Genomic DNA, 26860 nt, shown 5'->3' on the forward strand with positions numbered 1-26860 from the left:
GTGCCGCCCGTTGGTGAACTTGTAACGATCGTCCACGATTTAGCTCGGCGATGCATCTCGAAAACTGCCTCTTTACCAAAGAATAGGCAGTAACATCTTGCGACACAGCAGGCGCCTGTGCGCGGCTCACATGGACGTGGCAGGCCGGATGGTCGGGAGATTCAGCATGCGGACCAAGCAGTCGCGACGAGCATTCATGAGGAACGCCGCCGTGGCCGGCGGTGTCGCCGCCGCCATGACATCGGCGCCCACCGGCGGTCGGGCGAGCGCCCAGCCGGTCCGGTCCGTGGCGATTTTCGGCGCGGGTCCGGCGGGTCTGACCGCCGCGCACGAACTAGCCGAACGCGGTTTCGCGGTCACGGTGTACGAGAAGCTCGGTGCTTTCGGCGGCAAGACCCGCAGTATCTATGCCGACGACCTACCCGGCGAACACGGATTCCGCAGCTTCTTCGGCTTTTATCACAATCTGCCCGATACGCTGCGCCGAATCCCCTTCCCCGGCAATGCGAACGGTGTGTGGGACAACCTGGTCCGACTCAACGCGGCCATGATCGCGGGCATGGACCGGCGCAATCTCACTGTCCCTCTGCCGTTCCCGCTGCCGTTCTCGCAATTCCCGATGACTCCCAAGGGATTCATCGACTCGGTCGCATCGGTCTTCGAATCGCTGTTCCGACTGCCGCTGCACGAAGCGGTTTTCGCCGCGGAGCGCTTGGCCGTTTACGTCTCCAGCAGCACCGAGCGCAAATTGGGGCAGTGGGAGCGGATGACCTGGACCGATTTCGCGCGCCTGGACAACTCGTCCCCGGAGTACAATCGCTTCCTCGGCGACGGCTTCATCCGCGAGCTCGTCGCCACCAAATCGCGTAACTGCAGCGCACATTCGATCGGACTGGTCGGCGAAGAGTACGTGTGGTCGGTGTTGAACCTGAACAACGACAGCGACGGCAAGGGCAACGACCGCGTGCTCAACGGCCCGACCAGTGCGGTGTGGATCAATCCGTGGATCGACTATCTGCGCTCGATCGGCGTGACTTTCGAACTCGGCCAGCGCCTTTCGGGTTTCGACAGCGATGGCGCGCATCTCACCTCGGCCACCGTGACCGACCAGGGCGGCGCGCGTCATCGGGTGGAGGCCGACTACTACCTCTCCGCAATCCCGCTCGACAAGTTCCCCGACGTACTCACCGACGATATGGCGGCGGCCGATCCGAATCTCGAGCGCATCCGGAACCTGCAGGCCGCCTGGATGGTCGGCATACAATTCTTCCTCCGCAAACGCGTCGACCTGGTCAACGGCCACGTCGGCTACAACGACGCGCCATGGGGCTTGACCTCGATCAGCGAGGCCCAGTTCTGGCGACGGCCGGTGACCACCTACGGCGACGGCAGTGTGCGGGACGTGTTGTCCGCCATCATTTCCGAATGGGAGGAGCCAGGCACCTTCAACCGCAAGACCGCCAAGCAGTGCACCCCCGAGGAGATCGCCCGCGAAACCTGGGCGCAGATCAAGGCGCACGTCAATGACGACGGTGAAATCCAGCTCGCCGACGATATGCTGCACTCCTGGATGATCGATCCGGCCCTCACCGACGCCGGTACACCCGAAATCGCCTACGACGATGCCATTTTCATTCAGAACCCGGGCTCCTGGTCCGACCGCCCCGACGCCGCTACCGCGATCGATAACCTCTTCCTCGCAGGCGACTGGATCAAGACCGGTATAAATGTCGCCTGTATGGAGGGCGCGAACGAAGGCGGCCGCCTCGCCGCCAATGCCATCCTGCACGCCTCCGGTTCGTCAGCCGGACCGGCCACCGTCACCCCGCGCTTCACCATGCCGCTCTGGGAACCGCTCAAACTCGTCGACCGCGAACTCTACCGAGCGGGTCAACCCAATATGTTCGACATCATCGACCGTCGCTACCCGATCCGGTAGCCGATCAGGGTCTTCCATAGGCTCGCGCCATGCGCGTACTTGTCACGGGAGCGGCGGGTTACCTCGGCGCAGCTGTCGTTTCGGCCTTGATGGAGGCCGGGCACGATGCTGTCGCCATGGTGCACTCGCCGCAATCGAACATCGCGCATGTCACCGAGATTCGCGTTGCCGACTTACTCGACCCCGTCGCACTTCGACGTGCGGTCGACGGCGTGGATGCGGTGTGTCATCTGGCCGGGCTGACCCGGGTGCGGGAGTCGATGACCGACCCCCTCCGGTACTTCGGGGTCAACACCGTCGGGACCATCGCCCTGCTCGATGCCATGGCGAGCGCCGAGGTGCCCCGGTTCGTATTCGCCTCGACCGGCGCGATCTACGGCGATGTGAGCGGCCGGGCGATCACCGAGGATTTGCCCGATAACCCGCCGCACCCCCATGGAAGCAGCAAGCTGGCGGCTGAAAAGGCCGTCGAAGCCCACGATGCCGCAGCTGTCGTGCTCCGGCTGTCGAATGTGGCGGGCGGCCGCGATCCGGATCCCACTCGGCTCGTTCCGAGGGTGCTCAGCGCTGCGGCGCGGAACGAACCGTTGGAGGTCAACGGCGACGGCACGACGGTCCGTGACTATGTACATGTTTCCGATGCCGCGAATGCGTTCGTGGCCGGGCTCGAACACCTGCCACCGCCGGGCGTGACCGAGCGGTACGCCATCGGTAGCGGCCGGGGCACGAGCGTCCGCCAGGTGGTTGCCGCTGTGGAAAAGGTATCGGCACGACGCGTGGCGCTCATCCATCGCCCGGCGGTGCCGGAGCCGAGTTCGTCGGTCGCCGATCCGGCCAAGGCGATGGACCAATTGGATTGGGTGCCAATGTATTCCGACATCGAAGCGATCGTCGACCAGATGTGGCACGCCTAGTCGGGCCAGCGCTCGGATCGGGTTCGGCTACTTGCGGATGCGCCAGTGCGGATCGGCCGACTGCCCGTCGCTGTCGCCGTGGTGGGTTGGATTGCCGCGGAAATCCGCGTTGCTCGTCATCGAACGCTCCTGCGTCGAACCGGTCCGAAGTAGGCCGTGGCCCAGTTATGTTACTCAAGATTCTCATTGCTACGAACCGAGTGTAGCTGGCTGTACTGGGTTCTCTATCCAGATTTGCTGAACTAAGTGTTCTAAAGTTCTTCCGCAACCAAAGGAATCATGCGTAACATACGCACCCATACCCGACCGATCGCAGCGTGATCGGCCGCACTTGCGCCGCAGCGATACCTAGCCCCGGCGTGTGTCCGGCTGTGCTGCTCAGGCGGCGGGGGAAAGGACACAGGCGCATGCTCAAGAAGCTGGATCGAATATTCAGCTACGAGATGAAGGTCTCCGAATTCCTCGGCACCTTCATCATTCTCGCCATTCCATACGGGCTCGTCGGCCTCATCTGGACACTGACCCACACCAGCCATCTGCACCGCATGCACGGCATCGACGTGGTCATATCCTTCCTCGGCTCGATCGTGTGCTGGCCGGTGCTCACCTTCTCGAATGTGTGCATGACCTGATGATGATCTTGGTTTGGTTCATCGACATCTTGGTGATCGGCGTCAAGATCCTCGGGGGGCGTATGAAAGTCAATCCGGTGCTGCGGTTCGGGGTCTGGCTCGCCGTGCTCAGCACCGCCGTCGCCGGTATCGCCGTGGTCGGCTATCTCCTCGTCCTGCTGCAGCATCAACTCAGCGAGTCGGCATGAGCACTCGGATCACCGAAAGGCCAGCTGAGCTAACGGATCTGGAGCGCGCCGTCGAGGATCTGAAGGGCCTGTGGCAACGGCATCCGCAGCGCTCGCTGGAGACCTTGGGGCGCCAGGTGCGGCTGATGCGCGATGCCTTCATCGAGATGCTGCGCGCGATGTTCGTGCGCCGCTTCCCATTCCACGAGTTCATCAAGCAGGGCGCGTTCATGGCGAGCGTATCCGCCGCACCGACCGTATTCGTCGCGATCCCGGTGGCCGTTGTCGTGTCGATCCAGGTCGGCGCGCTGGTGAATCAGGTTGGTGCGACGACATTTATCGGCGCGGTCAGCGGTCTCGGCATCATTCGGCAGGGTGCGCCGCTGGTCACTTCGCTGATGATCGCGGGCGCGGTCGGTTCGGCGATCTGCGCCGATCTCGGCTCCCGCACCATTCGCGAGGAGATCGACGCGATGATGGTGATGGGCGTCGATCCGGTGCGCCGGCTGGTCGCGCCGCGACTGCTGGCCGCGATCCTGGTCAGCATCCTGCTGTGCGGATTCGTGGTGTTCGTCGGCTTCGCCACCGGCTATATGTTCAACGTGTACGCCCAGGGCGGCACGGCAGGCTCGTTCATCAGCACTTTCGCCTCCTTCGCGGTGGCGAACGATCTGGTGATCGCACTGGTCAAGGCCGCCATCTTCGGTGCGCTGACCGCAATCATCGCCTGCGATATCGGACTGCACACCAAGGGCGGTCCCGGTGGGGTCGCGAACTCGGTGAACGCGGCGGTGGTCAATTCGGCGCTGATGCTGTTCGCGACGAACATCATCATCACCCAGATCTACAACACGCTCTTCCCGGCGAAGGTGATCTGAGATGGGCACCCGATACACCCCGCCCGCGCTGAAGCCGTTTCGCGCGGTCGGCGCGGTCGCCATCGTGCCGGTCCAGGCCAACCGACGGCTCGGTCACCAGGGGATCACCTTCTGCCAAGCGGTGGCGGCAATTCCGTTCGTGCTCAGGCACTATCGCAAGGAAGTGCTGCGGCTGACCGCCGACGTGGGCTGGGGCAATGGTTCGCTCATTGTCGGCGGCGGCACGGTCGGTGTGGTCATCATCCTGTGCGGATTCGGCGGGATCACCGTCGGCATGGAGTCCTACACCGCGCTGAATCTGCTCACCATGAATCCGCTGACCGGAGCGATCTCCGGTTTCGCGACGACGCGCGAAATCGGCCCGATCCTCGCGACTTTGGCCTTCGCCATCCAAGCGGGCTGCCGATTCACCGCGCAGCTGGGTGCGATGCGGATCGCCGAGGAGATCGATGCGCTGGAATCCATTGCCATCCGGCCACTTCCATATCTGGTGACCACCCGGATGATTGCCGCGACACTGACCATCGTTCCGCTCTACAGCGTCGGTCTCGCCGTTGCGTATCTGATGACCAAGCTGTCCGTGCTGTTCCTCGGCGGCACCTCCGCCGGGACCTACGACCACTACTTCTTCCAGTTCCTCAACGGTATCGATGTCTTGTTCTCGGTCGGCAAAGTCGTGGTGTTCGTACTCATTTCGACCTTCATCCAGTGCTACTACGGCTATATCGCCACCGGTGGTCCGGAAGGCGTCGGCCACGCGGCCGGCCGCGCGATCAAGATGGTGATCGTCGTCATGGTGTTCGTGAATCTGTTTCTGACCCTTGCGATCTGGGGCATCGACCCCGGGTTCCGGATTTCGGGGTAGGTGGCGATGCTGCTCGATCCAAGTGGACGCGGACCCACCGCACGTCAACTCACGCTCGCCGGAATAGCCATGACCACGGCGGCCGCATTGCTGCTGTACCTGCTCGGCCTGCGCTACACCGGCTATTTCCAGGACAAGGTCTCGGTTGTCGCGGTGCTCACCAGTACCGGTGACGGGCTGCCGACCCATGCCGATGTGAAGTTCCGCGGCATGGTCGTCGGTACCGTGGCCGATGTCGATGTCGTCGCCAAGGGTGCACGTCAGGATGCCACCCTGGACCTGAAACCGGCTGTGGCGGGCTTTATTCCGGCGAATGTCACGGCCCGGGTGATACCCGACAATATCTTCGGCGTGACCGCCATCGAACTCGTCGACAACGGGCACGCCACCGAAACCCTGCGTGCGGGGGCCCGGATTCCGGAGGACACCGGCGAAGGCACCGTGCAGTTGCAGACCACGCTCAGTGTGCTGCGCGATGTGCTCGACCATATCCAGCCGGAGAAGCTGGGCCGGGTGCTCGCAACCCTCGCCGACGCACTCGATCCCGCCGCGCGGGTGCCGGGTTCCACCATCGAACGCCTCGATACCTGGCTCACCCAGGTGCACGCGACTCCCGGCATCGGCGATCTGCTCGGCAACCTCGGCCGGGCCGTGACGGCGCTGAGCGTTTCGGCGCCGGAGCTGGTCGGCGTGCTGTCGGATTCGGTGACCACCGCACGCACGCTCACCGAGCGGCGCGACAACCTCGTCGCACTGCTGACCAATGCCGGCGGCGCGGTCGACTCGGTCAATTCGCTGTTCGCGCGGAATCCGGACGCCGGGAAGGACTTGGTCGTCGGACTCGACGGCCTGTTCGGCGGTCTGGCCAGGGATCCGCAGGCCATCCCGGATACCGCCGCCAACTTCAATGCCGCGCTGCAACGGGTGCGCACGACCTTCGGATTCGGACCGAGCCGGCAGATGGTGTGGAAGATGGATGTCAGCTTCACGCCGTTCCAGCAGTACACGGCCAAGGACTGTCCGCACTACGGCACCATGGCCGGTCCGCGCTGCGGCGGTAGTACGGTGCCGGATGTCGCACCGCCGCAGGAGTTTCCGCCGCAGCTGATGCCGCAGCGGTTGGACGCCGCGGGACCCGCGCCCATTGCTCCGACGCAGGGGCTGCCGAGTATTCCCGGACTGCCGAGTATTCCAGGGCTGCCCACGATTCCGGGCATCACCGCGCCCGCCGCTGCGACGGATCAACCCGCCCAGCCGAATGCGAATCTGCGCGGTCTCGATGCTGCCGCCGCCATCGTCGGCGGGCGGCCGACCACCGCGCAGTACCTGCTCTTGGCTCCGGTACTGGCCGGTGGCTCGGTGACCCTGTACGACACAGCACCGGATGAAGGGCGGTGAGTACATGAAATCAGGGAAAGCGCTGGCCGGATTCAGTCTGTTCGCCGTGGTCGCCGTGCTGTTGACGTACACGATCTGGTCGACGCTGCAGCGTTCGGTAGCCGGCGATACCGACTCGTACTCGGCCACTTTCACCGATGTGCTCGGACTGCGCGTCGGCGATGACATCCGGATGGCGGGTGTGCGGGTCGGGCGGGTCGACGCCATCGATTTCGACGGCGACTACAAGGCGCGCGTTGACTTCCGTATCCAGCACGACCAGCGGCTGACCACGACGACGAAAGCCCTTGTGCGCTATCAGAATCTGATCGGCCAACGCTATATCGCGTTGGTTCCGGGCAAGGACGAGGGCGCGGCGCTGACCGCCGGATCCGCGATTCCCGTCGAACGCACCGAACCGTCGTTCGATGTGTCATCGCTGCTGTCGGGTTTCGAACCGCTGTTCAGTGTGCTGCAACCTGATCAGGTCAATTCGCTGTCGGAGACCCTGATCCAGGCCCTGCAAGGCAACAATGTCTCGCTCAGTGCGCTGATTACCCAGGCTGCTGAACTCGCGGGCACCTTCGGTCAGCGTGACAAGATTCTCGGCGATGTCATCGGCAATCTCAGCAGTGTGATCGCGGGCCTGGCCAATCGCAGCGGTGAATTGGAAACCCTGATCACGCAGGCGCGTTCGCTGGTGGAATCGCTCTACGCACAGGGCGAATCGCTGAAGTCGTCGGTCGATACGGTGGCGAAATCCACCGATTCGCTGGCGACGCTGATCGGTCAGGTGAAGCCGAATCTGGCTCGGGCGCAGAACGATGCGACCAGCGGTGTCGCACTGCTGATCCTCAATGGCGCGTCCCTGGATCAGGCGGCGGTCGAGCTGCCGACCGTCCTCAATGGTCTCGCCCGGTTCACCGGCTACGGCGCATACGCCAACGCCTACATCTGCTCGCTGGACGTCTCGCTGTGGGGCGTGCTGCTGCCACCGGGGCTGTTCTCGCAGGTGGGCGGCAATTCTCATTCGGAGGTCTGCCGATGACGGCACTACTGGGTCGGGTGCGCAATCGCTTGTTGTGGCTGGGACTGCTCGCGGCGGGTTCGGTCGTCGTGCTGCTGGTCGGCTCGAGTGCGTTATCGCAGGCGCATCTCGGCGATAAGACGATTCATGCCGAATTCGCGCAGGCGGCGGGGCTGCGGTCGGGAGCATCGGTGGATGTCTCCGGCATCGAGGTCGGCTCGGTGAGTGCCGTGCGACTCGACGGCGCGAAGGTCGTTGTGGATCTGAAGGTGCGCAAAGATCTTCGACTCGGTCCGGACGCCTCGGCCGCCATCAAGATGACGACCATCCTCGGCAAGCTGCACGTCGAGTTGGTGCCCGGTAATGGAAAAGGACTGCCGGACAATCGGATTCCGCTGCAGCAGACCTCGGTGCCCTACAACCTCGGCAAGGTCATCCGGGATCCGAACTACAAATCGTCCTTCGAGCGCATCGAACGCCTGGATCCGGCGAAACTGCGGCAGTCACTGGATGTGCTCAGCCAGCAGATGGGCGACTCTCCGCAGCTGACGGTCGAGGCACTGAACAGCATCGGCGCGCTGGCCAAGGTGATCAATGATCGCCGTGACGAGGTGGACACACTGCTGAAGAGCATGGATCAGGTGGCCGAGCTGGCCTCCGACAACCGCAATAGCGTGCTGGTGCTGCTGACCCGCGGCGAGGCCATCGGCAATGCCGTCGCACTGCGGCAGAACCTGCTGAAACAATTGCTCGACAATGTCGCGAGCCTGTCGCGGCTGCTGCAGGACATGGGCCTGGAGAACCAGAATCAGCTCGGCCCGCTCATCCAGAATCTGAACACCATGTCCGAGGGCCTGGAAAAGAACCGGGACAACCTGGATTCGCTCTACGAGATCATGCCGGTCGCACTGCGGCAGTTCAACAATGCCCTCGGCAACGGCCCGTACGGCGATGTGTGGGCGCCATGGGTGTTCCCGGACAACTGGCTGTGTTTCGCCCAAGCCGTACAGGGGTGCAATTGATGAAGATGGGTACCTTGCTGAAATCGACGGTGCTCGGCCTCGCCGTAACGGTGGCGACCGGTTGTTCGCTGCTACCCGACAGCCTCACCGCACTGCCCGATCAGTATCTCGGGGAACATCTGCAGATCAGTGCCGATTTCGAGAATGTCGCCGGCCTTTATGCGGGCAATGACGTCGCGGTCCTCGGTGTTCCGGTCGGCCGGGTCGATACCGTGACCCCCAAAGGCAGTTACGTCGAAGTCATCATGTCCATCGATAAGGGCGTGCGCATACCGGCCGACGCCATGGCGGCGCTGGTCTCACCACAGCTGATCACCAATCGGCATGTGGAACTCGCCCCGGCCTACGAAGGCGATGGTCCGGTGCTGACCGACGGCCAGCACATCCCGCTCGCCCGGACCCGTACCCCGGTCGAACTCGACCGCATTCTCGAAACCTTCGATCAGCTCGGCGCGGCTCTGAAGGGCGACAACGAAACCGGCCCGATGGCGAGCCGGGTGTTGTTTCCGCTGCTGAACGGCAATGGTGACAAGCTACGCGAAACCTTGGACGATCTGTCCTCCGCATTCGAGGTCACCCTCGCCAATGGCGACCAGATCTCCAATACCATCGTCAAACTCAATGAGATCACCGAGATCATCGCCCAGAACGACCAGACGGTAAGGGATTTCAGCGGGCGGCTCACCGAACTCGTGCAACTGATGGGGCAGCAGGCACCGGGTTTGCAGGCGGTGATCACCCAGCTCAACGACTTCGTCACCAATACCTCGACCGTGGTCGGCCAGAATCGCGAACAACTGCTCGGTGCGCTCACCCGATTCACGACATTGACCGCGCAGATGCGGTCCAATGCCCGCGGACTCACCGAAATCACCGATGTGACACCGCTTTTCTTCGAGAACTTCTCGAATGCCGTGAGCCGTGAGGACCGGGCACTGCGCCTGCACGGTCTGCTGGATAAAGCGGTGCTGGACGGTGAAGCGCTTTCGTTGTTCTGTGAGCGCATCCAGCTACGTCTCGACGGCTGCCGCACCGGGAAGATCCAGGACTTCGGCCCCGATTTCGGGTTGACCGCCGCACTGCTCGGGATCACCAAATGAAAGCGGCGCGTTCGGCTTTCGTCACGGCGATGGTGGTTGTCGCCTCGGCGGGGTGTGCGATTACGGTCGACAATGTGCCACTGCCCAAGCCGGGCATCGGCGGACCGGGTTATGAGCTGCACGCCGTTTTCAAGGACGCACTCAACCTGCCCGCGAATGCACACGTGAAGATCGGTGGAACCGAAATCGGCATGGTCTCCGAGATCAGCACCACGAATTTCCTCGCGGATGTGGAAATGCGGATTCGGCAGGATATTCAGCTGCCCCGCGGCACCACGGCCGAACTGCGTCAGGCCACTCCGCTCGGTGACATGTTCGTCGCCATGTCCCTGCCCGCCGAGCAGGAGAGCACCGAAATGCTGCGTCCCGGCGACACCATCGCCCCCGACCACACCGGCACCGGCGCGTCGGTCGAACAGTTGATGATGTCGATCTCCATGCTGCTCAACGGTGGTGGGCTCAATCAGGTGGCTCGAATAACCACCGAGATGAATTCGATGTTCGCCGGGCGGGCGCCACAGCTGGCACATCTGATCACCGAAATGACCGATGTGCTCGCGGCACTCAACGCACGCACCGCCGACGTCGACAGCGTGCTCTCCGGATTGAATGTGCTCACCGGCGAATTGGCCAGGCGCAAGGCGGAATTGGGTGCTGCCGCGGATACTTTCCCACCGTTGATCGGACTGGTCGCCGAAAACAACAGGAGTATTGCCGACCTCGTCGCCAAGGTCTCGGTCACCATGTCCGCGCTCGGTGATTTCACCGACACCACCGGCCCGGAATTCCTGAGCCTGTTCGACAGCATCCAGCGGCTGATGTCCGGCTTCACCCAGATGGGCGACAATCTGGCGGGCACGCTGGACGGGCTGCACGCCATCTATCCCGATGTCATGGCCAGTTATGACGGACCGGTGCTTGCGGTCGCCGCCACGGTTTCCTATCTCGATATCGGCGCGCTCACCGATCCGAAGGGTAGCCGCTGGCCGGAAATCGGCGATGTACCCGCATTCATCGGCAGTCTGGCCGAGGTGATCCAAAAGGTCATCGGGCGGTTGCAGGGCGGTGGGCGATGAATATTCCGCTGTGGCACTGGCTGGTTCGGCATCGGATCGCGGTGGCGAATATCGGTCTGATCGTCGTCCTGATTCTCGGCATGTCATATATCGGTGCGGCCGTGCTGCGGATCAATCCGCTGCCGAGCACCTACCGGGTGCGGGTCGAGCTGAAGAGTTCCGGCGGACTCGCACCGAACAATGACGTCACCTTCCGCGGCAGCCGGGTCGGCAAGGTAATCGACGTCCGGGTATCCGGTGACGGTGTCGCCGCCATCGCCGAAATCAATGACACCGTAAAGATTCCGGTGGGTGGCACCGTCGCGGTCGGCAGGCTCTCGGCGGCGGGGGAGCAGTACCTGGATTTCCGCCCCGACTCCGACAGCGGTCCGTATCTGTCCGACGGTTCGATCGTCGATCGGTCGGCCACGAGCACACCGGTGACGGTGCAGTCGGTGCTCACCGATATGAGCGGGCTGATCGGCGGGATGAATCCGGCGCGACTCAATGTGATCATCGATGAACTCGACAAGGCGCTGGCCGGTGGTCCGGATCGCTTGCGCAATATGGTCGCCGGAATCAGCCGGGCCATGTCCGGACTGACCGATCTACTTCCGCAAACCCAGCGACTCATCGAGAACCTGCAGGTGATCGCCGAAACCACCACTCACGCCCAACCCGATCTGACCACGCTGACCACCGGTTCGAGCGCACTGTTCCAGCAGCTCACCGCGGCCGATCAGGAAGTGCGCAAATTCCTCGAACTCGGGCCCGGCCAATTGGCCACCCTCGGCGGCATCGTGCACGACACGCAGGACCCGATGACCAATCTGATCACCAACTTCGTCGCCATCACCAAGGCCGCCAAGCTGCGTCAACCGGCCATCGAAGCGCTGTTCCCTGCGCTGCGCGCGGGTTCGGAGGCCATCGGAATTCCGGCACACGACAACGCCTTCAACACCATGGTCGATCCGTGGCCGCGCCCGACCTGTGACTACGACACGATCCCCGTGGTGCCGACCGACAAGACGGTCGATACCCGAGTGCGGCTCTACAACTATTGCATCACCACCAATCCCGCACTACAGGTTCGTGGTTCGGCGAACGCACCACGTCCGAATGTGCCGGACAACGGTTCCGGCCCGCCCCCCGGTGTCACCGGCAATGAACTCTCCAGACCCGCAACCGGCAGATAGGAACGAGAAGCTGTGAACGAGCGAACGATCGATACAGCCGACAACGAGATCGACGATGCGCAGGCCGACGTGGCGGAGGTTACCGTCTCGCTCGGCAAGGATATCGACGCGGATACGGCGTCGAGTGTTGATGTGGGTTCGAAAGTGCCTGCGGCCGAACGATTCGCCTTCCTCCGCACATCCAGCAAACTGACCGCAATCGCCTACCGCGCCGCTGCCGTATTGCTGCTCGTCGTCGCAGTAGCCACCACGGTCTTCTTCTACCTCCAGAACAAGGACAACAAGGCCATAGTCACCGCCCACGAGGACGCCCGTCTCGCCGCCTGTCAATACGCACCCGTACTCGCCGACTACGACGCCAAAAATCTCGACAAATACTTCGCCGGTGTCCTCGACGGCGCCACCGGCGACTGGAAGAAGCAATTCGACAGCACCAGCAAGGAACTGCGCGACGTCCTCACCCAGGGCGAAGTGGTCTCCAAGGTCAACGACGTCCAGTGCGCGATCAAATCCGGCGACACCACCTCCGCCGAAGCAATCGTCGTCATCGGCCAAACCATCACCAGCATGGGCACCCAGGGCAAACCCGCCCCCGGTCAACTATCCATGGTGATGCGCCTGGAAAAGGTGGACGGCCGTTGGCTGGTCAACAAGGTGAACTCCCCCCTTGCTACCCCGCCGCGGTCCTAGTCGACCCCCGACGAGGTCGATCTGCTCCGTTGCACCAAGCAGAAGGAGTGCCATTTTTCGGCATATTGCGATCCCTCCGCGATATGTCGCTGTAAGTTTGCCAACGATCGCGGTCGAATTCAGCCTGGCTAGTCGATGGATGCCCTGCACAACTCGTGGAGGTAGAGATCTTGACTCGTCTGATTCTTCGTTTTCTCCGCAGACATCGCGGTTGGTCCCATGCCCTCGGTGCATTCGGCGGAGTCGCACTCGCGCTGCTGCTGGCCCCGCCGGCAACCGCGGAACCGATGTATCCGTTGCCCGATCCGGACCCGTTCTACGCCGCACCGGCGGATCTGGGCGCGCACAGCCCCGGTGACGTGCTCGACGTGCGGGCATTGCCGCCGGTGCCCCTCTTCGCCGGCGCCACGGCCACACTGGTCAAGTTCCGGTCCACCGACTCGCACGGTGGGCCGATCGCGGCGACCACCACGGTCATTACCCCACTGCTTCATCAGGCCGACGCTCCGTTGCTGTCGTATCAGCATTTCATCAATGCGCTCGGTACGAATTGCGCGGTATCGCACACGCTGTACAGCGGCGATCTGAATCTGGGGACGACAGTGTCGATGTTGAACGCGGTGCTGCAGCGCGGTTGGAGTATCGCGCTGCCGGATCATCTCGGACCGCAGTTCGCCCTCGGAGCAGCGCGTTTGGGTGGTCAGATCGTATTGGACGGCATCCGGGCGGTGAAACGGCTGCCCGACCTCGCCGTACAGCACAGCCCGGTAGCGCTGGCCGGGTACTCCGGTGGCGGATTGGCCACCGCATGGGCGGCTGTGCTGCAGCCGTCGTACGCACCCGAGCTGCAGCTCCAGGGCGCGGCCATGGGCGGCGTCCCGGAGAACCTGGTGACGATGGCGCAGGGGCTGGGCCTCGAGCCGCACCCGGCCTTCGGACTGGCCATGGCGGCGGCGATCGGCCTGGAGCGGGAGTACCCGGACCAGATACAGACCGGCGCCTATCTCAACCCGCGTGGCCTCGCGCTCCGTGGCGCCATGGCCAACAGTTGCACCAACGAAATCCTCTTCATGGGCGCCAACGGCAGCGCTCGCGAATTCGTCACCAGCACTTCGTTCATCGATAGTCGTACCGCGCGCTCGGTAGTGGAGGAGAACAGTCTGGAACTCTATCCCGGGGTGCCGGAAATACCGATGTTCGAATGGCATTCGCCGGCCGACCCGCTGATTCCGATCGACTCCATCGGCAACACCGACCGCCGGTGGTGCGGTGCCGGGGTGCGGTTGCAGACGATGCAGGTGTCCGCGCCCGAGCATTTGTCCGCGGCGGTACAGGGCGCCCCCGAGGTACTGCAGTGGCTCGAGGGCCGGATGCGCGGTGAGCCCGCGCCTGTGGCCTGCTGAGATGGAACCGCGATCAGCGGCCGAAGAGGATGACCCGCATCAGGTGTGCGATGCGCTGTTGTGAGCAGAGCGGGTTATCGGGGCCGAGCCATTGACCGAGGTCGACGACCAAGGCCAGCGCGGCATGCACCAACACCCGTGATTCCGCTGCGGAGAGCTCGGGCCGGACTCCGATGAGTAGTTTGGCCCACTCTTCGACATTGAGCCGCTGGATATTTCGCAGTACGGTGCGATCCTCCGGCGGCACATTACTGATCTCCGCGTAGTACACGAAGGTCAGCTCGCGCTCGGCGAACGAGCCCTGCACATAGAGCTCGATCAGGGTGCTCAGTGCCTGTTCGGGGGTGTCCGATGCGGCGATGGCGGGTCCGATGGCCGCCGAAACCCGGTCCGCCGCACGGCGAAACGCGGCCGCGAGCAGGTCGCCCTTGCTGCGGTAGAAGCGGTACACCGCTGAGGAGGCGGGCAGGCCCGCGGCATTGGCGATATCCTCCACGCTCACATTGGGATAGCCGTGCTCATGAAAAAGCTCGATGGCACGCACCAGCAACAGCTCGTGTTTGAAGGTGAGTGGAACCTCCTTCGCGCCAAGGGATTCGCTGTCGTCGCCGGGCGCGGGCAGATCACACGCGGTCACCGCATGACAGGCCGAGCGCAGCAGTGCCGTCAGCGTGCGCGCCGGCACTGCGACATGGTGATCGGAGATGCTGCCGATCACGCTCATCGCGGCGGCCGAGACCACCGCCCGGTCCCCGTCGGACAGCTCGGGTCGGGTCTCGGCCAGCAGTTTTCGTGCCACCGAATCGGTGGTGATCAGGTGATCGATCAGGATCTGGCGATCCGGGTCCTCCAGATAGCGGTTCTGCCAGCGCAGCAGTGCGGCGCTGCGGCGATTCGCGATGGAGGCTGCGATCAGGGCATCGAGGATGTGGTCGAGGCGTTCGGCGGCGGGCCGGTCACGCAGTTGTTCGGGCAGGCCCACGGCCTCGGTGCTCAGGCCGGCCAGCCGCAGCGCCTCCTCGCGGAACAGGGCGTATTTGCTCGGATAGTGCCGATATAGGGCGGTCGAGCTGATATCGAGGCGCGAGGCGATATCCTCCATGCTCACGCCGTGGTAGCCGAATGCGCCGAACGCCTCCGCGGAGGCGGCGGCAATCTGCGCCCGGCGGTTGCGCGGGCGGCGGCGCACCTCACGCGATGGCGCGGTGCGGCCTGCGGTCGCGTCCTCCGCTGCGCGACGATCCTCGGCATCCATCCCGCGATGTTAGCCCAACCGGACGCTTGCTCGACGTCTCTTCCCAGTGCTGAAACGGCATCGAATGGAAGATCACAAAAATATGCTCTTACGTGGAGCGCCTCCGCTGAACTCGCTCAGAATAATCACTAACATACTAGGCGTAGCGACAGACGGCATACTGAAGCGGAGGAGCGTGGACTACGAGCGGGCCGGGCGTCCGAACAGGACCAGCTGCATGAGCAATTGAACCCGAGCAGGGGAGGCGATCGGTTCGGCACTGAAGTTGCGCCCCAGATCGACCACCAACGCGAAGGCCGCATGGATCAGGAAGCGTGCCTCGGCGGGTGAAAGCTCCGGTCGCACATCACGCAGCAGCCGCGCCCACTCTTCGACGCTGAGCCGCTGGATATTTCGCAGCACGGTGCGCTCATCGCTCGGAACATGCTGGAACTCCGTGTAATACACGAAGGTCAGCGCGCGCTCGGCGAACGAACCCTCGACGTACTGCTCGATCAGTGTGGTCAGGGCCGCTTCGGCGTCGGCGGCCGCCGCCACCGCCGGGCCGATCGCACCGGAAACCCGGTCGGCGGCCCGTCGGAACGCGGCCGCGAGCAGATCGCTTTTGCCGCGATAGAACCGGTACACCGCCGACGCGGCGGAAAGTCCTGCGGCAGTGGCGATTTCCTCGACGCTGACATTCGGATAGCCGCGATCGTGGAACAGTTCGACGGCCTTGCGCAGCAACAGCTCATGTTTGAACGAATCCGGAATCTCGGCTGCCACCGGCAGCTCGGCATCCGCGTCCAGCGCTGGCAGCTCGGCGGGCACTATCGACCAACAGGCCGAACTCAACAGTCGGGCAAGGGATTTCGCGGGCAAGCTGGCATGGTGATCGGCGATGCTGGTGATCGCGCTGAGCAGGGCGGCGCGCAGCACCCGCAACTCGTCTTCGGCGAGTTCCGGTCGCAATGCGGCCAATTGCACACCGATCGCGCCGACGACGGCGAGCTGCTGGTCGGTGAGAACGGTGAGGTCCTCGGGTTCGAGATAGCGGCCCTCCCAGCGCACCAGCGTGACGGTCGGCCGATTCTCGATCGTGACGCCGATCAGTGCGTCGAGTACCTGCCGCAGCCGCCGCTCCGGCGTCCTGAGCTCACCCACCCCGCCGACGCGGTCGGCTGCCATCCCCCTGCCCCCTGCCACCTCCGGTAGTTCGACCGATTCGGTCATGGCGCGACCCACCCGCAGCAATTCCTCTCGGAACAGCGCGTACTTGCTCGGATAGTGCCGATACAGCGCCGCCGAGCTGATCCCGAGCCCGGACGCGATGTCCTCCATGCTCACACCGTGATAGCCCAGCGCGCCGAATGCGGCCGCCGACGCCGCCGCGATCTGGGCCCGCCGATTCTTCGGCCTGCGCCGAATCTCCCGCGGTGCCGAGTCGCCGCTGACCGCCTTGCGCGCCGTACGGCGATTGTCGACACTCATGCCGCCATGGTATCGACAACCGCGACACCCCCAGCTGTCTAGGTCGGTCTGATTTGCCCAGGTGGGCGAGCTCGACCCGATTTCGGGGTCAACGTCTGCGTTCAGGCGTCGCGTCGGGCGCATTGGTGTCGAAGGTGGCCAACCCCAACGATTTCCACGCGTCGAGGAGGCGCTTGTCGCCGGATGCGACGACAAGATCGGTGTCCTCCAACTGTTCGGCGGAAGCGCAGTGGACGGCATCGTACCCGCGCAGCGCGAGGAGGTCGGCGAGTTCGGCCGCGCGCCGGACCGAACCCTCATCCACCTCGACTATCTCGAGCTGCAACCAGAGCTGGTCCAGTAGGCGCCGGCACGACGCGTACTGCAGGTCGTTCAGGCGCGCCATGCGATGCGCCTGCGCGAGTGCGGCCACGGTTTCCGCATACAGCAGTCTGCTCGATACCACGGCGTCGGCGTCATCCCAGAATCGGCGGCATGCCGCACTGCTCGGCTCGCTGACCAGCAGTGGGACGAAGGCCGACGTGTCGAGGTAGCCGATCACCGGCGCTGCTCGTCGATGAGCTCGCTGACTATGCCCTCGCCACGGATCGGCTCGGGCGCAGGCTGCTTCTTTTTACGACCGGGCTGCACGCGCCCTTCGGCGCGAAGTTGCTCCAGCCGCGTCGGTCGCCCGACAGGCACGATGCGGGCGATCGGTCGTCCATGGTCTGTGACTGTCACCGTGTGTCCGGCGCGGACCTCGGTCAGATGGCGACTGAGATTATCGCGCAGTTCCCGAATACCGACGTCCACGCCGACCTCCTGATGTGGCTATTGTTCTGTATCACATTGTAGCCACATTGCCCAGTGCTGGTTCAGTTCGAGGTATTGGGGCGAACGGCGGCGTACCAGTCGAGGAGGTCCGGGTTGTCCACGGCGCTGCGTTCGACGACGCGCGTCGGGTCGGCACCCTGGAAGAGCTTCTTGATGGGGACCTCGAGTTTCTTACCGGTGCGGGTGTGCGGAATGCCAGGTGCGACGATGATTTCGTCGGGGACGTGGCGGGGGGAGACCTCGGTGCGGATGGTGGTGTTGATGCGGGTTTTCAGGTCGTCGGTGAGGTCGGTGCCGGGGGCGAGGGTGACGAACAGCGGCATCCAGTAGCCGCCGTCGGGTTGTTCGGCGCCGATGACGAGGGCCTCGGTGATTTCGGGCAGGCGCTCGACGGATTGGTAGATATCGGCGCTGCCCATGCGGATGCCGTGGCGGTTGAGGGTGGAGTCGGAGCGGCCGTGCACCACGATGCTGTTGCGTTCGGTGATGGTGATCCAGTCGCCGTGCCGCCAGATGCCGGGGAACATGTCGAAATACGCGTCGTGGTAACGGATTCCGTCCGGATCGTGCCAGAAGCGCACCGGCATCGACGGCATCGGCTTGGTGATGACGAGTTCGCCGACCTCGTCGCGGACCGGCTTGCCGTCCGGGTCGAAGGCCTCCAGTGCGACACCCAGATAGGGCGCGGAAAGCTCACCCGGCCAGGTCGGTACGGTTCGCGCGCCGCCGATGAAAGCGGAGACCACGTCGGTGCCGCCGCTGATCGAGGCGACCTGGACGTGGTCACCGACATTCTCGCCCAACCACACCGCGGATGCGGGCGGCAGTGACGAACCGGTGATGCCGACCTGCCGCAGCGCGGTGAGGTCGTGATCGGTGCGCGGCACCGCACCCGCCTTGATACAGGCGAGCACGTAGCCCGGACTGGTGCCGAGCACGGTCGCACCGACTCGAGATGCGGTGTGCCACAGTGCGTCCGGAGTCGGGTAGGTGGGGCTGCCGTCGTAGCAGACGATGGTCGCACCGACCAGCAGTCCGGCGACCTGGAAGTTCCACATCATCCAGCTCGGGCTGGTGTACCAGAAGAAGGTGTCCTCAGGGCCGATATCGGCTTGCAGCGCAACGGCTTTGAGGTGTTCCAACACGACGCCGCCGTGCCCGTGCACGATGCCCTTGGGCAGTCCGGTGGTGCCGGAGGAGAAGACGATCCACAGCGGATGGTCGAAATCGACCGTCTCGGTTTCGATGACAACGGTCTCGCTATTGGCGGCCGCCTCGGACCAGGCCAATGCGTCCGGAACCGGAAGGCCCAGCTGGGAGACCGCGACCGTCGTCTGCACGGTGTCGAGTCCGGCCCGCAGTGCCGCGATATCGTCGCGCTTGTCGTGCGTCTTACCACCGAACCGGTAGCCGTCCGCGGTGACCAGCACGGTGGGCTCGAGCTGGCCCAGCCGGTCCAGCGCCGCCTTCGGCGAATAGTCCTGACCGCAGGCGCTCCACACCGCACCGATGCTCGCGGTGGCCAAGAAGGCGATCACCGCCTCCGGAATATTCGGCAGGTATCCGGCCACCCGATCACCCGGCTGCACACCCAGCGAGCGCAGTGTGCGCGCGAATGCCGCTGTGCTGTCGATCAATTCGCTCCAGGACACCTCGCGTACCGGAGCGTCCTCGGTCACCGCGATGATGGCGGGCCGATCGGTTCGGAACTGCCGCACGACCTGGTCGACGTAGTTCAGCCGGGTGCCCGGAAACCACTGTGCGCCCGGCATGTCGGCGCTTGCCAGCACCTCGCCCGCAATCGGTCCGAGTTCGAAGTAATCCCACAGCGCACCCCAGAAGCCGGGCAGATCGTCGACCGACCACTGCCACAGCGACCGGTAATCCGGCGCGGATCGCCCGGTGCGCGCGGCCACGAACCCGGCGAAGTCGGTGATGCGCGCCTCCGCGATATCTGATTCGGTCGGCACCCATTGTGGTTGCACCGCATTACCTCCTGGGGAGAGTCTTCGGAAATCAGGTGTGGTTCGCGCGCCGCACGATCTGCTCGGCATGCCGCAGCACCGGGGCATCGACCATGCGGCCCTCGAACGCGAAGACGCCCCGATGGTTCGGGACTTCGTCGAGTACCCTTCGAGCCCAATCGATTTCGTCATTCGACGGCGCGTAGGCCGCCCGGATGACCGGCACCTGGCTCGGATGGATCGCCACCTTGGCGTCGAAGCCACTCGCGACCGCATCCACTGCTTCGGCGCGCAGCCCGTCGAGATCGCGGATGTTCAGATACACCGAGTCGAGCGCGAACTTGCCGTACGCCTTGGCCGCGAGCAGTGTGGTCGACCGAACATGGCGTGCCACATCGCGATAGCTGCCATCGGCATGCCGACTGGAGTTGCCGCCGAGCCCGGCGACCAGATCCTCCGCACCCCACATGACCCCGATCGCGTTGCGCGCCAATACCGCTCGCCCGACCGCCATGGCGCCGAGCGGTGATTCGATCAGCGCGATCACCTCGTAGCCGGTGAGGGAGCCGAGCTGTTCCGCGGATTCGGCCTTCGGCAGCATGATCCGCCGATATTCGGTCTGCGCCAGCGCCGCGAGATCGGGCTCGTGCTCATCGGTGCCGACGGCATTGACCCGGACCACGGTGGTCTCGGGATCCAGCGGAGTCTCGATGAGCGCCTTGCGTGCGGCCGCTTTATCGTCGGCCGCGACCCCGTCCTCGAGATCGAGGATCACCACATCGGCCGCCGCGGCGGCCTTTTCGAAGCGTTCGGGGCGGTCGGCCGGGCAGAACAGCCAAGCCGGTCCAGGCATTTGCCAACTCATGCGGGCTCCTTGCGTACCAATGTCTTGCGTACCGCCGTCGCCACGATATCGCCATGCTGGTTGCGAGCGGTGTGCGCGAAGGTGAGGATGCCCTCCCCCGGACGGCTCTTGGATTCGCGCTTATCGGTGACCACCGTCTCGGCATACATGGTGTCGCCGTGGAACAGCGGCTTCGGGAAGGCGACCTCGGAGAAGCCCAGGTTGGCGACGATCGTGCCCTGGGTCAGCTGCGCGACCGAGAGGCCGATCAGCGTGGAGAGAGTGAACATCGAATTCACCAGGCGCTGGTGGAACGGTGGCAGCTGATCGCTGAAGGCCGCGTCCAGGTGCAGCGCCTGGGTGTTCATGGTCAGCGTGGTGAACAGGACGTTATCGGCCTCGGTGATGGTCCGGCCCGGCCGGTGCTCGTACACCACACCGATCTCGAACTCCTCGAACCACAGGCCGCGCTGCACCACCCGGCGGGGAGCGTTCGTCTCCGTCACAGACCCAGCTCCCGTCCGATCAGCATCAACTGCACCTCCGTTGTGCCCTCGCCGATCTCCAGGATCTTGCTGTCGCGATAGTGCCTGGCCACAGCGTATTCGTTCATGAAGCCGTAGCCGCCGAAGATCTGGGTGGCGTCGCGGGAGTTGTCCATGGCCGCCTCGCTGGCCACCAGCTTCGCGATGGAGGCTTCCTTCTTGAAGGGTTTGCCCGCCAGCATGAGTGCGGCGGCGTCGTAGTAGGCGGTGCGGGCGGCATGGGCGCGCGCCTCCATGCGGGCGATCTTGAAGCCGATGGCCTGGTTGCGGCCGATGGCCTGGCCGAAGGCCTCGCGCTCCTTGGCGTAGCGCACGCTCTCGTCGACACAGCCCTGGGCCGCGCCGACCGACAGCGCCGCGATGGCGATGCGGCCCTCGTCGAGAATGCGCAGGAAGTTGGCGTAGCCGCGACCGCGCTCGCCGAGCAGATTCTCCTCGGGCACCCGGACGTCGGTGAAGCTCAGCGGGTGCGTATCCGAGGCATTCCAGCCGACCTTGTTGTAGGCGGGTTCGGCCACGAAACCGGGGGTGTCGGTGGGCACGAGGATGGTCGAGATCTCCTTCTTGCCGCCCGACTGTCCGGTCACCGCGGTCACGGTCACCAGCTTGGTGATATCGGTGCCGGAGTTCGTGATGAACTGCTTGCTGCCATTGATGACCCATTCGCCGCTGTCGGCGACCGCGGTGGTTCTGGTGCCGCCCGCGTCGCTGCCCGCACCGGGTTCGGTGAGGCCGAAGGCGGCGAGATTGCGCCCACTTGTCAACTGCGGCAGCCATTCCTGCTTCTGCTTATCGTTGCCGAAGCGGTAGATGGGCATGGCGCCCAGCGAGACACCGGCCTCCAGCGTGATCGCCACACTCTGATCGACCTTGCCGAGCTCCTCCAGCGCAAGGCAGAGGGCGAAGTAGTCGCCGCCCATCCCGCCGTACTCCTCCGGGAACGGCAGGCCGAACAGACCCATATCGGCCATGCCCGCGACGACCTCGTACGGAAACGTATGGTTCGCATCGTGTTCGGCGGCTACCGGGGCGACCACCGACTTGGCGAAATCGCGCACCGTCAGTGCCAGGTCGCGATAGTCCTCGGGCAGTGTGCCGGTGGACAGAAAATCGGTCATGCGGAAGTTCCTTCTCCCTCGGCGGTTTCGGGTTCGGTGGGAGCCGCGGTGATGCGCACCAGCGGCTGGTCGAGGCGGACCTGGGCGCCCGGTTCGACCAGGACTTCGACGGTGCCCGCGACCGGTGCGGTGAGGGTGTGCTCCATCTTCATGGCCTCGACCACGACGACCGGGGCCCCCGCGGCGACAATGGCACCGTTGGCAACCGGTACCGCGATCACCGAACCCGGCATGGGACTGCGGATTTCGGCGTCACCGACGTGTTCGGCGCCACCGCGGACATTCAGCTCGGCCACTTCACGCAGCACCGCGACACCGGACGGTCCGGCCACCCAGAGCTGTCCTTCGTGCTCCGCGACGCGGAACTCTCGGCGCAGACCGTCCAGTGTCAGTACCAGCCTCCCGTCGGTGAAATCCGCGGTGAGCGAGACTGATTCGCTGGTGTTGAGGTGGACTTCAGCGGCATCGGGTGCGCCGGTGAGGTAGACGTGCTCGGTGCGGTCACCGCCGGCGAGCCTGATGGTGGTCGGCGCGGGTGTACCGATGCGCCACCCGGACGGGATATCCCACGGATCGCTCGGTGCGGCAGGCCAGCGTCGCAGCCAATGATACGCACCGGCGGCGATGAATTCCTCATCCCCGACGGCTGCGGGCTGGAAGTCGCCGACGCGGCGATCCAGCAGTCCGGTATCGAGCTTCCCGGCGGCCACATCCTGGTCTGCCAGCAGGAAACGCAGGAACTCGATATTGCTGGTGACGCCGAGCAGGACGGTATCGCTCAGTGCCCGATCGAGTTTCGCGAGCGCGGTATGGCGATCGGCGGCGTGCACGATGACCTTCGACAACATGGGGTCGTAATCACTGCCGACGACGGTGCCGATGCGCAGTCCCGAATCCACCCGCACGCCTGCGCCTTCGGGCTCGGACAGGTCGAGCACCGTGCCGCCGGTGGGCAGGAAGCCGCGACCGGGATCCTCGGCATAGACGCGGGCCTCGATCGCATGCCCGACGAGTCGCAGCTCGTCCTGCTCCACCGCCAGCTTCTGCCCGGCCGCGACGCGCACCTGGCACTCCACCAGGTCGATCCCGGTGACCAGTTCGGTGACCGGATGTTCCACCTGCAGCCGGGTATTCATCTCCATGAAGAAGAACTCGTCCGGCCGATCGGCGGAGACGATGAATTCGACCGTGCCCGCGCCGACGTAGTCGACGCTGCGTGCGGTATTGCACGCGGCCGCACCGATGCGCGCCCGGGTAGCGGCATCGAGCAGTGGCGACGGCGCTTCCTCGATCACTTTCTGATGCCGGCGCTGCAGGCTGCATTCGCGTTCACCGAGGTGGATCACGTGGCCGAATTGGTCGGCCAGGATCTGCACCTCGATATGGCGTGGCCGGGTGACGAACCGCTCCAGGAACAGGGTGTCGTCACCGAATGCCGCGCCCGCCTCACGCCGGGCACTGGCCAGCGCCGCGGGCAATGCCGACGGTTCCTCGACCAGTCGCATACCTTTACCGCCGCCACCGGCGGAGGGCTTCACGAGTACCGGATAGCCGATATCGGTCGCGGCGTCGATCAATTCGGCGTCGGTGAGCCCCGCGCGGGCAATACCCGGGACGACGGGCACATCGAAAGCGGCGACGGTGTTCTTCGCCGCGATCTTGTCGCCCATGATCTCGATCGCCTTGGCGGGCGGCCCGAGGAAGACAATGCCCGCCTCGGCCAGCGCGGATGCGAAAGCCGCATTCTCGGAGAGGAATCCGTAGCCCGGATGCACGGCCTTTGCGCCGGTGCGCACCGCCGCGGCGACCACCTTTTTGATATCCAGATAGCTTTCCCGGGCCGGAGCCGGACCGAGGCGCACCGCGGTATCGGCCTCGCGCACGTGCCTGGCCTGCGCGTCCGCGTCGCTGTAGACCGCGACCGAGCGAATTCCCATGGCGCGCAAGGTGCGGATGACCCGTACCGCGATCTCGCCGCGGTTGGCGACGAGCACGGTGTCGAAATCGATGGGATGGGATTTGTTCATCATCGCGATCACATCCGGAAGACGCCGTAGGAAACGGGTTCGAGCGGTGCTTGCGCACACACCGAAAGGGCAAGTCCGAGCACGGTTCTGGTATCGGCGGGGTCGATGACGCCGTCGTCCCAGAGCCGCGCGGTCGAGTAGTACGGATTGCCCTGATGTTCGTACTGTTCCCGAATCGGCGCCTTGAATGCCTCCTCGTCCGCGGCCGACCACGGCTGGCCGCTGCTGTCGAGTTGATCCCCGCGCACCGTCGAAAGCACCGAGGCGGCCTGCTCGCCACCCATTACCGAAATTCGCGCATTGGGCCACATCCACAGGAAGCGCGGCGAATACGCGCGCCCGCACATCGAGTAGTTGCCCGCGCCGTACGATCCGCCGATAACCACGGTGAGTTTCGGCACCCGCGCACACGCCACCGCGGTGACCATCTTCGCGCCGTGCTTGGCGATGCCGCCCGCCTCATAATCGCGCCCGACCATGAAACCGGTGATGTTCTGCAGGAACAGCAGGGGAATCTTGCGCTTGTCGCACAGTTCGATGAAATGCGCGCCCTTCATGGCGGATTCGCTGAACAGCACGCCGTTATTGGCGATGATGCCGACCGGATGGCCGTGGATGCGCGCGAATCCGGTGACGAGCGTCTTGCCGTATTCGGCCTTGAATTCGTGGAATCCGTTTTCGCCGTCGACGAGCCGGTGAATGACCTCGCGGACGTCGTAGGGCGTGCGCAGATCGACCGGGACCACGTCGTACAGTTCGGACTCCGGCTTCGCGGTCGCGACGGTCGGGGTCACCTCCCACGGACTCGCCGGGCGCGGGCCGAGCGTGGCCACGATGCGGCGCACGATGCGCAGCGCGTCCTGATCGTCTTCGGCCAGGTGATCGGTGACTCCCGAAGTGCGCGAATGCAATTCGCCGCCACCCAGCTCCTCGGCCGTGACCACTTCGCCGGTCGCGGCCTTCACCAGCGGCGGGCCGCCGAGGAAGATCGTGCCCTGATTGCGCACGATCACCGCCTCGTCGCTCATCGCTGGTACGTACGCACCACCGGCGGTGCACGAACCGAGCACCGCGGCGATCTGTGGAATTCCCTTGGCGCTCATGGTCGCCTGGTTGAAGAAGATGCGCCCGAAATGCTCCCGGTCCGGGAAGACCTCGTCCTGGCGCGGCAGGAACGCTCCGCCGGAGTCGACGAGATACACACAGGGCAACTGGTTCTGCAATGCGACCTCTTGGGCGCGCAGATGCTTCTTGACCGTCATCGGGTAGTAGGTGCCGCCCTTGACCGTGGCGTCATTGGCCACGATCACGCATTCGCGCCCGGAGATCCGGCCGATGCCGGTGATGATCCCGGCGCCGGGACATTCGTCGTCGTACATGCCCGTCGCGGCCAGCGGCGAGAGCTCGAGGAACGGGCTGCCCGGATCGAGCAGCTGATCCACCCGCTGCCGGGGCAGCAGCTTGCCGCGGGCCACATGCCGCTCGCGCGCCTTCGCGGGCCCGCCGAGCGCCGCGGCGGCCAGCCGGGCGCGCAGGTCCTCCAGTAGCGCCCCGTGTGCCGCGCGGTTGTCGACCCCGACCTGTTCGGTCACCGTCATCACGCTGTCCTGCCATCCAGTTAGTCGCCGATAACTGGAATTCAGGTTAATGTTGATTAACCGAGATGTCCAGGTGTGCTGAAAGGAGTGCGTGTGACCAGCACCGACCCCGTTGCGCCCACCCGCAGGGAACAACTGAAGCTGCAGCGAAGAGCGCAGCTGCTGGATGCGGGTGCCCGGCTTATCGCCGATCGCGGATTCTTCGGCATGCGCCTGGACGACCTCGGTGCGGCCGTCGGGATCAGCGGTCCGGCGGTCTACCGGCACTTCCCGAATAAGGAGGCGCTGCTGGTCGAACTGCTGGTCGGGGTCAGTCAGCGGTTGCTCGCCGGTGGGAAGGCGGTAGTCGCGCGGACCGTATCGGCGCGGGAGGCGCTGGACGGGCTGGTCGACTTCCATCTGGACTTCGCGCTCGGCGAGCCCGAACTCATCCGGATCCAGGACCGCGACCTCGAGAACGTGCCGGCCGGACCCAGACGCGAACTGCGGCGCACCCAGCGTCAGTACGTCGAGATCTGGGTGGCGGTGCTGCGGGAGTTGCACCCGGAACTGCCGGAGGAGACCGCGCGGGTGCAGGCCCACGCGGGCTTCGGCTTGATGAACTCCACGCCGCACAGCGCCACCAATGCCACCGCTACCCGGGCCCGGCCGATACTGCGTCGCATGGCGTTGTCCGCACTGGGTCAGGCTGCACTGGGTTGATCGCCCGCCGCTTTTCAAGCCTCTGCCAGCCCCAACGGAGCGAGTCTTACGAGCGACCGTTCGCGGCCCGTCTCGCGTCCGAGTCGTCGAAGCGCATGCGCCGCAGGCACGGCACTTGACCATTTGTCGTGTGTGCATCGGTGGCCGAAGGATCCACCATCAGCACCCACCACGGAGCGAGTCTTACGAGCGACCCGTTCGCGGCCCGTCTCGCGTCCGAGCCGTCGAAGCGCATGCGACGAAGTCGCGAGTCTCGACG

Annotated in this window: 25 protein-coding genes; 15 read left to right on the forward strand and 10 right to left on the reverse strand. The window is 64.8% G+C overall.

Annotated features, from left to right (window positions below):
- The first annotated feature begins 196 nt into the window (after positions 1-196).
- The 14 genes from ACQPYR_RS05360 (at position 197) to ACQPYR_RS05425 (ending at position 14265) form a co-directional block, all read left to right on the forward strand.
- Positions 197-1939 carry a hydroxysqualene dehydroxylase gene (locus ACQPYR_RS05360; RefSeq protein WP_433628287.1) on the forward strand — a complete coding sequence of 581 codons (1743 nt, stop codon included), beginning with the start codon at positions 197-199 and terminating at the stop codon, positions 1937-1939.
- A gap of 29 nt (positions 1940-1968) precedes the next feature.
- Positions 1969-2853 carry an NAD-dependent epimerase/dehydratase family protein gene (locus ACQPYR_RS05365; RefSeq protein WP_433628289.1) on the forward strand — a complete coding sequence of 295 codons (885 nt, stop codon included), beginning with the start codon at positions 1969-1971 and terminating at the stop codon, positions 2851-2853.
- A gap of 407 nt (positions 2854-3260) precedes the next feature.
- Entirely contained in the window at positions 3261-3485 is a 225-nt protein-coding gene (locus ACQPYR_RS05370) for a hypothetical protein (protein ID WP_433628292.1), read from the forward strand.
- A complete protein-coding gene (locus ACQPYR_RS05375; protein ID WP_433628295.1) occupies positions 3485-3673 on the forward strand; it encodes a hypothetical protein in 189 nt (62 codons plus the stop codon). Before ACQPYR_RS05370 ends, ACQPYR_RS05375 begins: the two co-directional genes overlap by 1 nt.
- On the forward strand, positions 3670-4530 hold the full coding sequence (locus ACQPYR_RS05380) for an MlaE family ABC transporter permease (protein ID WP_433628297.1): 861 nt from the start codon (positions 3670-3672) through the stop codon (positions 4528-4530). The genes ACQPYR_RS05375 and ACQPYR_RS05380 overlap by 4 nt, the downstream gene beginning before the upstream one ends.
- Position 4531: 1 nt before the next feature.
- Positions 4532-5395: an ABC transporter permease gene (locus ACQPYR_RS05385; protein WP_433628300.1), complete on the forward strand. Its 864-nt coding sequence runs from the start codon at positions 4532-4534 to the stop codon at positions 5393-5395.
- 6 nt (positions 5396-5401) lie between these two features.
- Positions 5402-6793 (forward strand): MCE family protein, encoded by a 1392-nt coding sequence (locus ACQPYR_RS05390; protein WP_433628303.1) that lies wholly within the window; start codon positions 5402-5404, stop codon positions 6791-6793.
- 4 nt (positions 6794-6797) lie between these two features.
- Entirely contained in the window at positions 6798-7820 is a 1023-nt protein-coding gene (locus tag ACQPYR_RS05395) for an MCE family protein (protein WP_433628306.1), read from the forward strand.
- Complete coding sequence (locus ACQPYR_RS05400; protein WP_433628309.1) at positions 7817-8821, forward strand: MCE family protein; 1005 nt, start codon at positions 7817-7819, stop codon at positions 8819-8821. Before ACQPYR_RS05395 ends, ACQPYR_RS05400 begins: the two co-directional genes overlap by 4 nt.
- Positions 8821-9921 (forward strand): MCE family protein, encoded by a 1101-nt coding sequence (locus ACQPYR_RS05405; RefSeq protein WP_433628312.1) that lies wholly within the window; start codon positions 8821-8823, stop codon positions 9919-9921. Before ACQPYR_RS05400 ends, ACQPYR_RS05405 begins: the two co-directional genes overlap by 1 nt.
- Positions 9918-10997 carry an MCE family protein gene (locus ACQPYR_RS05410; RefSeq protein ID WP_433628314.1) on the forward strand — a complete coding sequence of 360 codons (1080 nt, stop codon included), beginning with the start codon at positions 9918-9920 and terminating at the stop codon, positions 10995-10997. The genes ACQPYR_RS05405 and ACQPYR_RS05410 overlap by 4 nt, the downstream gene beginning before the upstream one ends.
- Positions 10994-12172, forward strand: a complete 1179-nt coding sequence (locus ACQPYR_RS05415) for an MCE family protein (protein WP_433628316.1) — start codon at positions 10994-10996, stop codon at positions 12170-12172. The genes ACQPYR_RS05410 and ACQPYR_RS05415 overlap by 4 nt, the downstream gene beginning before the upstream one ends.
- Positions 12173-12184: 12 nt before the next feature.
- Positions 12185-12862 carry a hypothetical protein gene (locus ACQPYR_RS05420; RefSeq protein ID WP_433628318.1) on the forward strand — a complete coding sequence of 226 codons (678 nt, stop codon included), beginning with the start codon at positions 12185-12187 and terminating at the stop codon, positions 12860-12862.
- A 182-nt stretch (positions 12863-13044) separates the two neighbouring features.
- Positions 13045-14265, forward strand: a complete 1221-nt coding sequence (locus tag ACQPYR_RS05425) for a lipase family protein (protein WP_433635018.1) — start codon at positions 13045-13047, stop codon at positions 14263-14265.
- A gap of 13 nt (positions 14266-14278) precedes the next feature.
- Here the strand turns inward: ACQPYR_RS05425 and ACQPYR_RS05430 are convergent, their stop codons facing one another.
- From ACQPYR_RS05430 to ACQPYR_RS05475, 10 genes are all read right to left on the reverse strand, one after another.
- On the reverse strand, positions 14279-15520 hold the full coding sequence (locus ACQPYR_RS05430; RefSeq protein ID WP_433628320.1) for a TetR/AcrR family transcriptional regulator: 1242 nt from the start codon (positions 15518-15520) through the stop codon (positions 14279-14281).
- 180 nt (positions 15521-15700) lie between these two features.
- The gene (locus tag ACQPYR_RS05435) at positions 15701-16990 is read right to left on the reverse strand and encodes a TetR/AcrR family transcriptional regulator (protein ID WP_433628322.1); all 1290 of its coding nucleotides are present in this window, start codon (positions 16988-16990) and stop codon (positions 15701-15703) included.
- Positions 16991-17078: 88 nt separating this feature from the next.
- Positions 17079-17531 (reverse strand): type II toxin-antitoxin system VapC family toxin, encoded by a 453-nt coding sequence (locus ACQPYR_RS05440; RefSeq protein ID WP_433628325.1) that lies wholly within the window; start codon positions 17529-17531, stop codon positions 17079-17081.
- Positions 17528-17782, reverse strand: coding sequence for a type II toxin-antitoxin system Phd/YefM family antitoxin (locus ACQPYR_RS05445; protein WP_433601248.1), 255 nt, complete (start codon positions 17780-17782; stop codon positions 17528-17530). Before ACQPYR_RS05445 ends, ACQPYR_RS05440 begins: the two co-directional genes overlap by 4 nt.
- 62 nt (positions 17783-17844) lie before the next feature.
- Positions 17845-19788 carry an acetoacetate--CoA ligase gene (locus ACQPYR_RS05450; protein ID WP_433628327.1) on the reverse strand — a complete coding sequence of 648 codons (1944 nt, stop codon included), beginning with the start codon at positions 19786-19788 and terminating at the stop codon, positions 17845-17847.
- A 31-nt stretch (positions 19789-19819) separates the two neighbouring features.
- A complete protein-coding gene (locus ACQPYR_RS05455) occupies positions 19820-20632 on the reverse strand; it encodes an HpcH/HpaI aldolase/citrate lyase family protein (RefSeq protein WP_433628330.1) in 813 nt (270 codons plus the stop codon).
- On the reverse strand, positions 20629-21117 hold the full coding sequence (locus tag ACQPYR_RS05460) for a MaoC family dehydratase (RefSeq protein WP_387294459.1): 489 nt from the start codon (positions 21115-21117) through the stop codon (positions 20629-20631). The genes ACQPYR_RS05455 and ACQPYR_RS05460 overlap by 4 nt, the downstream gene beginning before the upstream one ends.
- A complete protein-coding gene (locus ACQPYR_RS05465; protein ID WP_433628333.1) occupies positions 21114-22274 on the reverse strand; it encodes an acyl-CoA dehydrogenase family protein in 1161 nt (386 codons plus the stop codon). The genes ACQPYR_RS05460 and ACQPYR_RS05465 overlap by 4 nt, the downstream gene beginning before the upstream one ends.
- Positions 22271-24304, reverse strand: coding sequence for an acetyl/propionyl/methylcrotonyl-CoA carboxylase subunit alpha (locus ACQPYR_RS05470; RefSeq protein WP_433628336.1), 2034 nt, complete (start codon positions 24302-24304; stop codon positions 22271-22273). The genes ACQPYR_RS05465 and ACQPYR_RS05470 overlap by 4 nt, the downstream gene beginning before the upstream one ends.
- 5 nt (positions 24305-24309) lie before the next feature.
- Complete coding sequence (locus ACQPYR_RS05475) at positions 24310-25899, reverse strand: carboxyl transferase domain-containing protein (protein ID WP_433628338.1); 1590 nt, start codon at positions 25897-25899, stop codon at positions 24310-24312.
- 93 nt (positions 25900-25992) lie between these two features.
- Between ACQPYR_RS05475 and ACQPYR_RS05480 the strand changes: the two genes are divergently transcribed.
- The gene (locus ACQPYR_RS05480) at positions 25993-26601 is read left to right on the forward strand and encodes an SACE_7040 family transcriptional regulator (RefSeq protein ID WP_433628341.1); all 609 of its coding nucleotides are present in this window, start codon (positions 25993-25995) and stop codon (positions 26599-26601) included.
- Positions 26602-26860: the final 259 nt, after the last annotated feature.

The sequence above is a fragment of the Nocardia sp. CA-120079 genome (assembly GCF_050955745.1).
In the GTDB taxonomy this organism is placed as follows: Bacteria; Actinomycetota; Actinomycetes; order Mycobacteriales; family Mycobacteriaceae; genus Nocardia.

Excerpts from the sequence above, each read along its gene's own strand:
- ACQPYR_RS05360 (WP_433628287.1), top strand. The coding sequence starts at position 197 with ATGAGGAACGCCGCCGTGGCCGGCGGTGTCGCCGCCGCCATGACATCG.
- ACQPYR_RS05365 (WP_433628289.1), top strand. The coding sequence starts at position 1,969 with ATGCGCGTACTTGTCACGGGAGCGGCGGGTTACCTCGGCGCAGCTGTC.
- ACQPYR_RS05370 (WP_433628292.1), top strand. The coding sequence starts at position 3,261 with ATGCTCAAGAAGCTGGATCGAATATTCAGCTACGAGATGAAGGTCTCC.
- ACQPYR_RS05375 (WP_433628295.1), top strand. The coding sequence starts at position 3,485 with ATGATGATCTTGGTTTGGTTCATCGACATCTTGGTGATCGGCGTCAAG.
- ACQPYR_RS05380 (WP_433628297.1), top strand. The coding sequence starts at position 3,670 with ATGAGCACTCGGATCACCGAAAGGCCAGCTGAGCTAACGGATCTGGAG.
- ACQPYR_RS05385 (WP_433628300.1), top strand. The coding sequence starts at position 4,532 with ATGGGCACCCGATACACCCCGCCCGCGCTGAAGCCGTTTCGCGCGGTC.
- ACQPYR_RS05390 (WP_433628303.1), top strand. The coding sequence starts at position 5,402 with ATGCTGCTCGATCCAAGTGGACGCGGACCCACCGCACGTCAACTCACG.
- ACQPYR_RS05395 (WP_433628306.1), top strand. The coding sequence starts at position 6,798 with ATGAAATCAGGGAAAGCGCTGGCCGGATTCAGTCTGTTCGCCGTGGTC.
- ACQPYR_RS05400 (WP_433628309.1), top strand. The coding sequence starts at position 7,817 with ATGACGGCACTACTGGGTCGGGTGCGCAATCGCTTGTTGTGGCTGGGA.
- ACQPYR_RS05405 (WP_433628312.1), top strand. The coding sequence starts at position 8,821 with ATGAAGATGGGTACCTTGCTGAAATCGACGGTGCTCGGCCTCGCCGTA.
- ACQPYR_RS05410 (WP_433628314.1), top strand. The coding sequence starts at position 9,918 with ATGAAAGCGGCGCGTTCGGCTTTCGTCACGGCGATGGTGGTTGTCGCC.
- ACQPYR_RS05415 (WP_433628316.1), top strand. The coding sequence starts at position 10,994 with ATGAATATTCCGCTGTGGCACTGGCTGGTTCGGCATCGGATCGCGGTG.
- ACQPYR_RS05430 (WP_433628320.1), bottom strand. The coding sequence starts at position 15,520 with ATGGATGCCGAGGATCGTCGCGCAGCGGAGGACGCGACCGCAGGCCGC.
- ACQPYR_RS05435 (WP_433628322.1), bottom strand. The coding sequence starts at position 16,990 with ATGAGTGTCGACAATCGCCGTACGGCGCGCAAGGCGGTCAGCGGCGAC.
- ACQPYR_RS05455 (WP_433628330.1), bottom strand. The coding sequence starts at position 20,632 with ATGAGTTGGCAAATGCCTGGACCGGCTTGGCTGTTCTGCCCGGCCGAC.
- ACQPYR_RS05465 (WP_433628333.1), bottom strand. The coding sequence starts at position 22,274 with ATGACCGATTTTCTGTCCACCGGCACACTGCCCGAGGACTATCGCGAC.
- ACQPYR_RS05470 (WP_433628336.1), bottom strand. The coding sequence starts at position 24,304 with ATGATGAACAAATCCCATCCCATCGATTTCGACACCGTGCTCGTCGCC.
- ACQPYR_RS05475 (WP_433628338.1), bottom strand. The coding sequence starts at position 25,899 with ATGACGGTGACCGAACAGGTCGGGGTCGACAACCGCGCGGCACACGGG.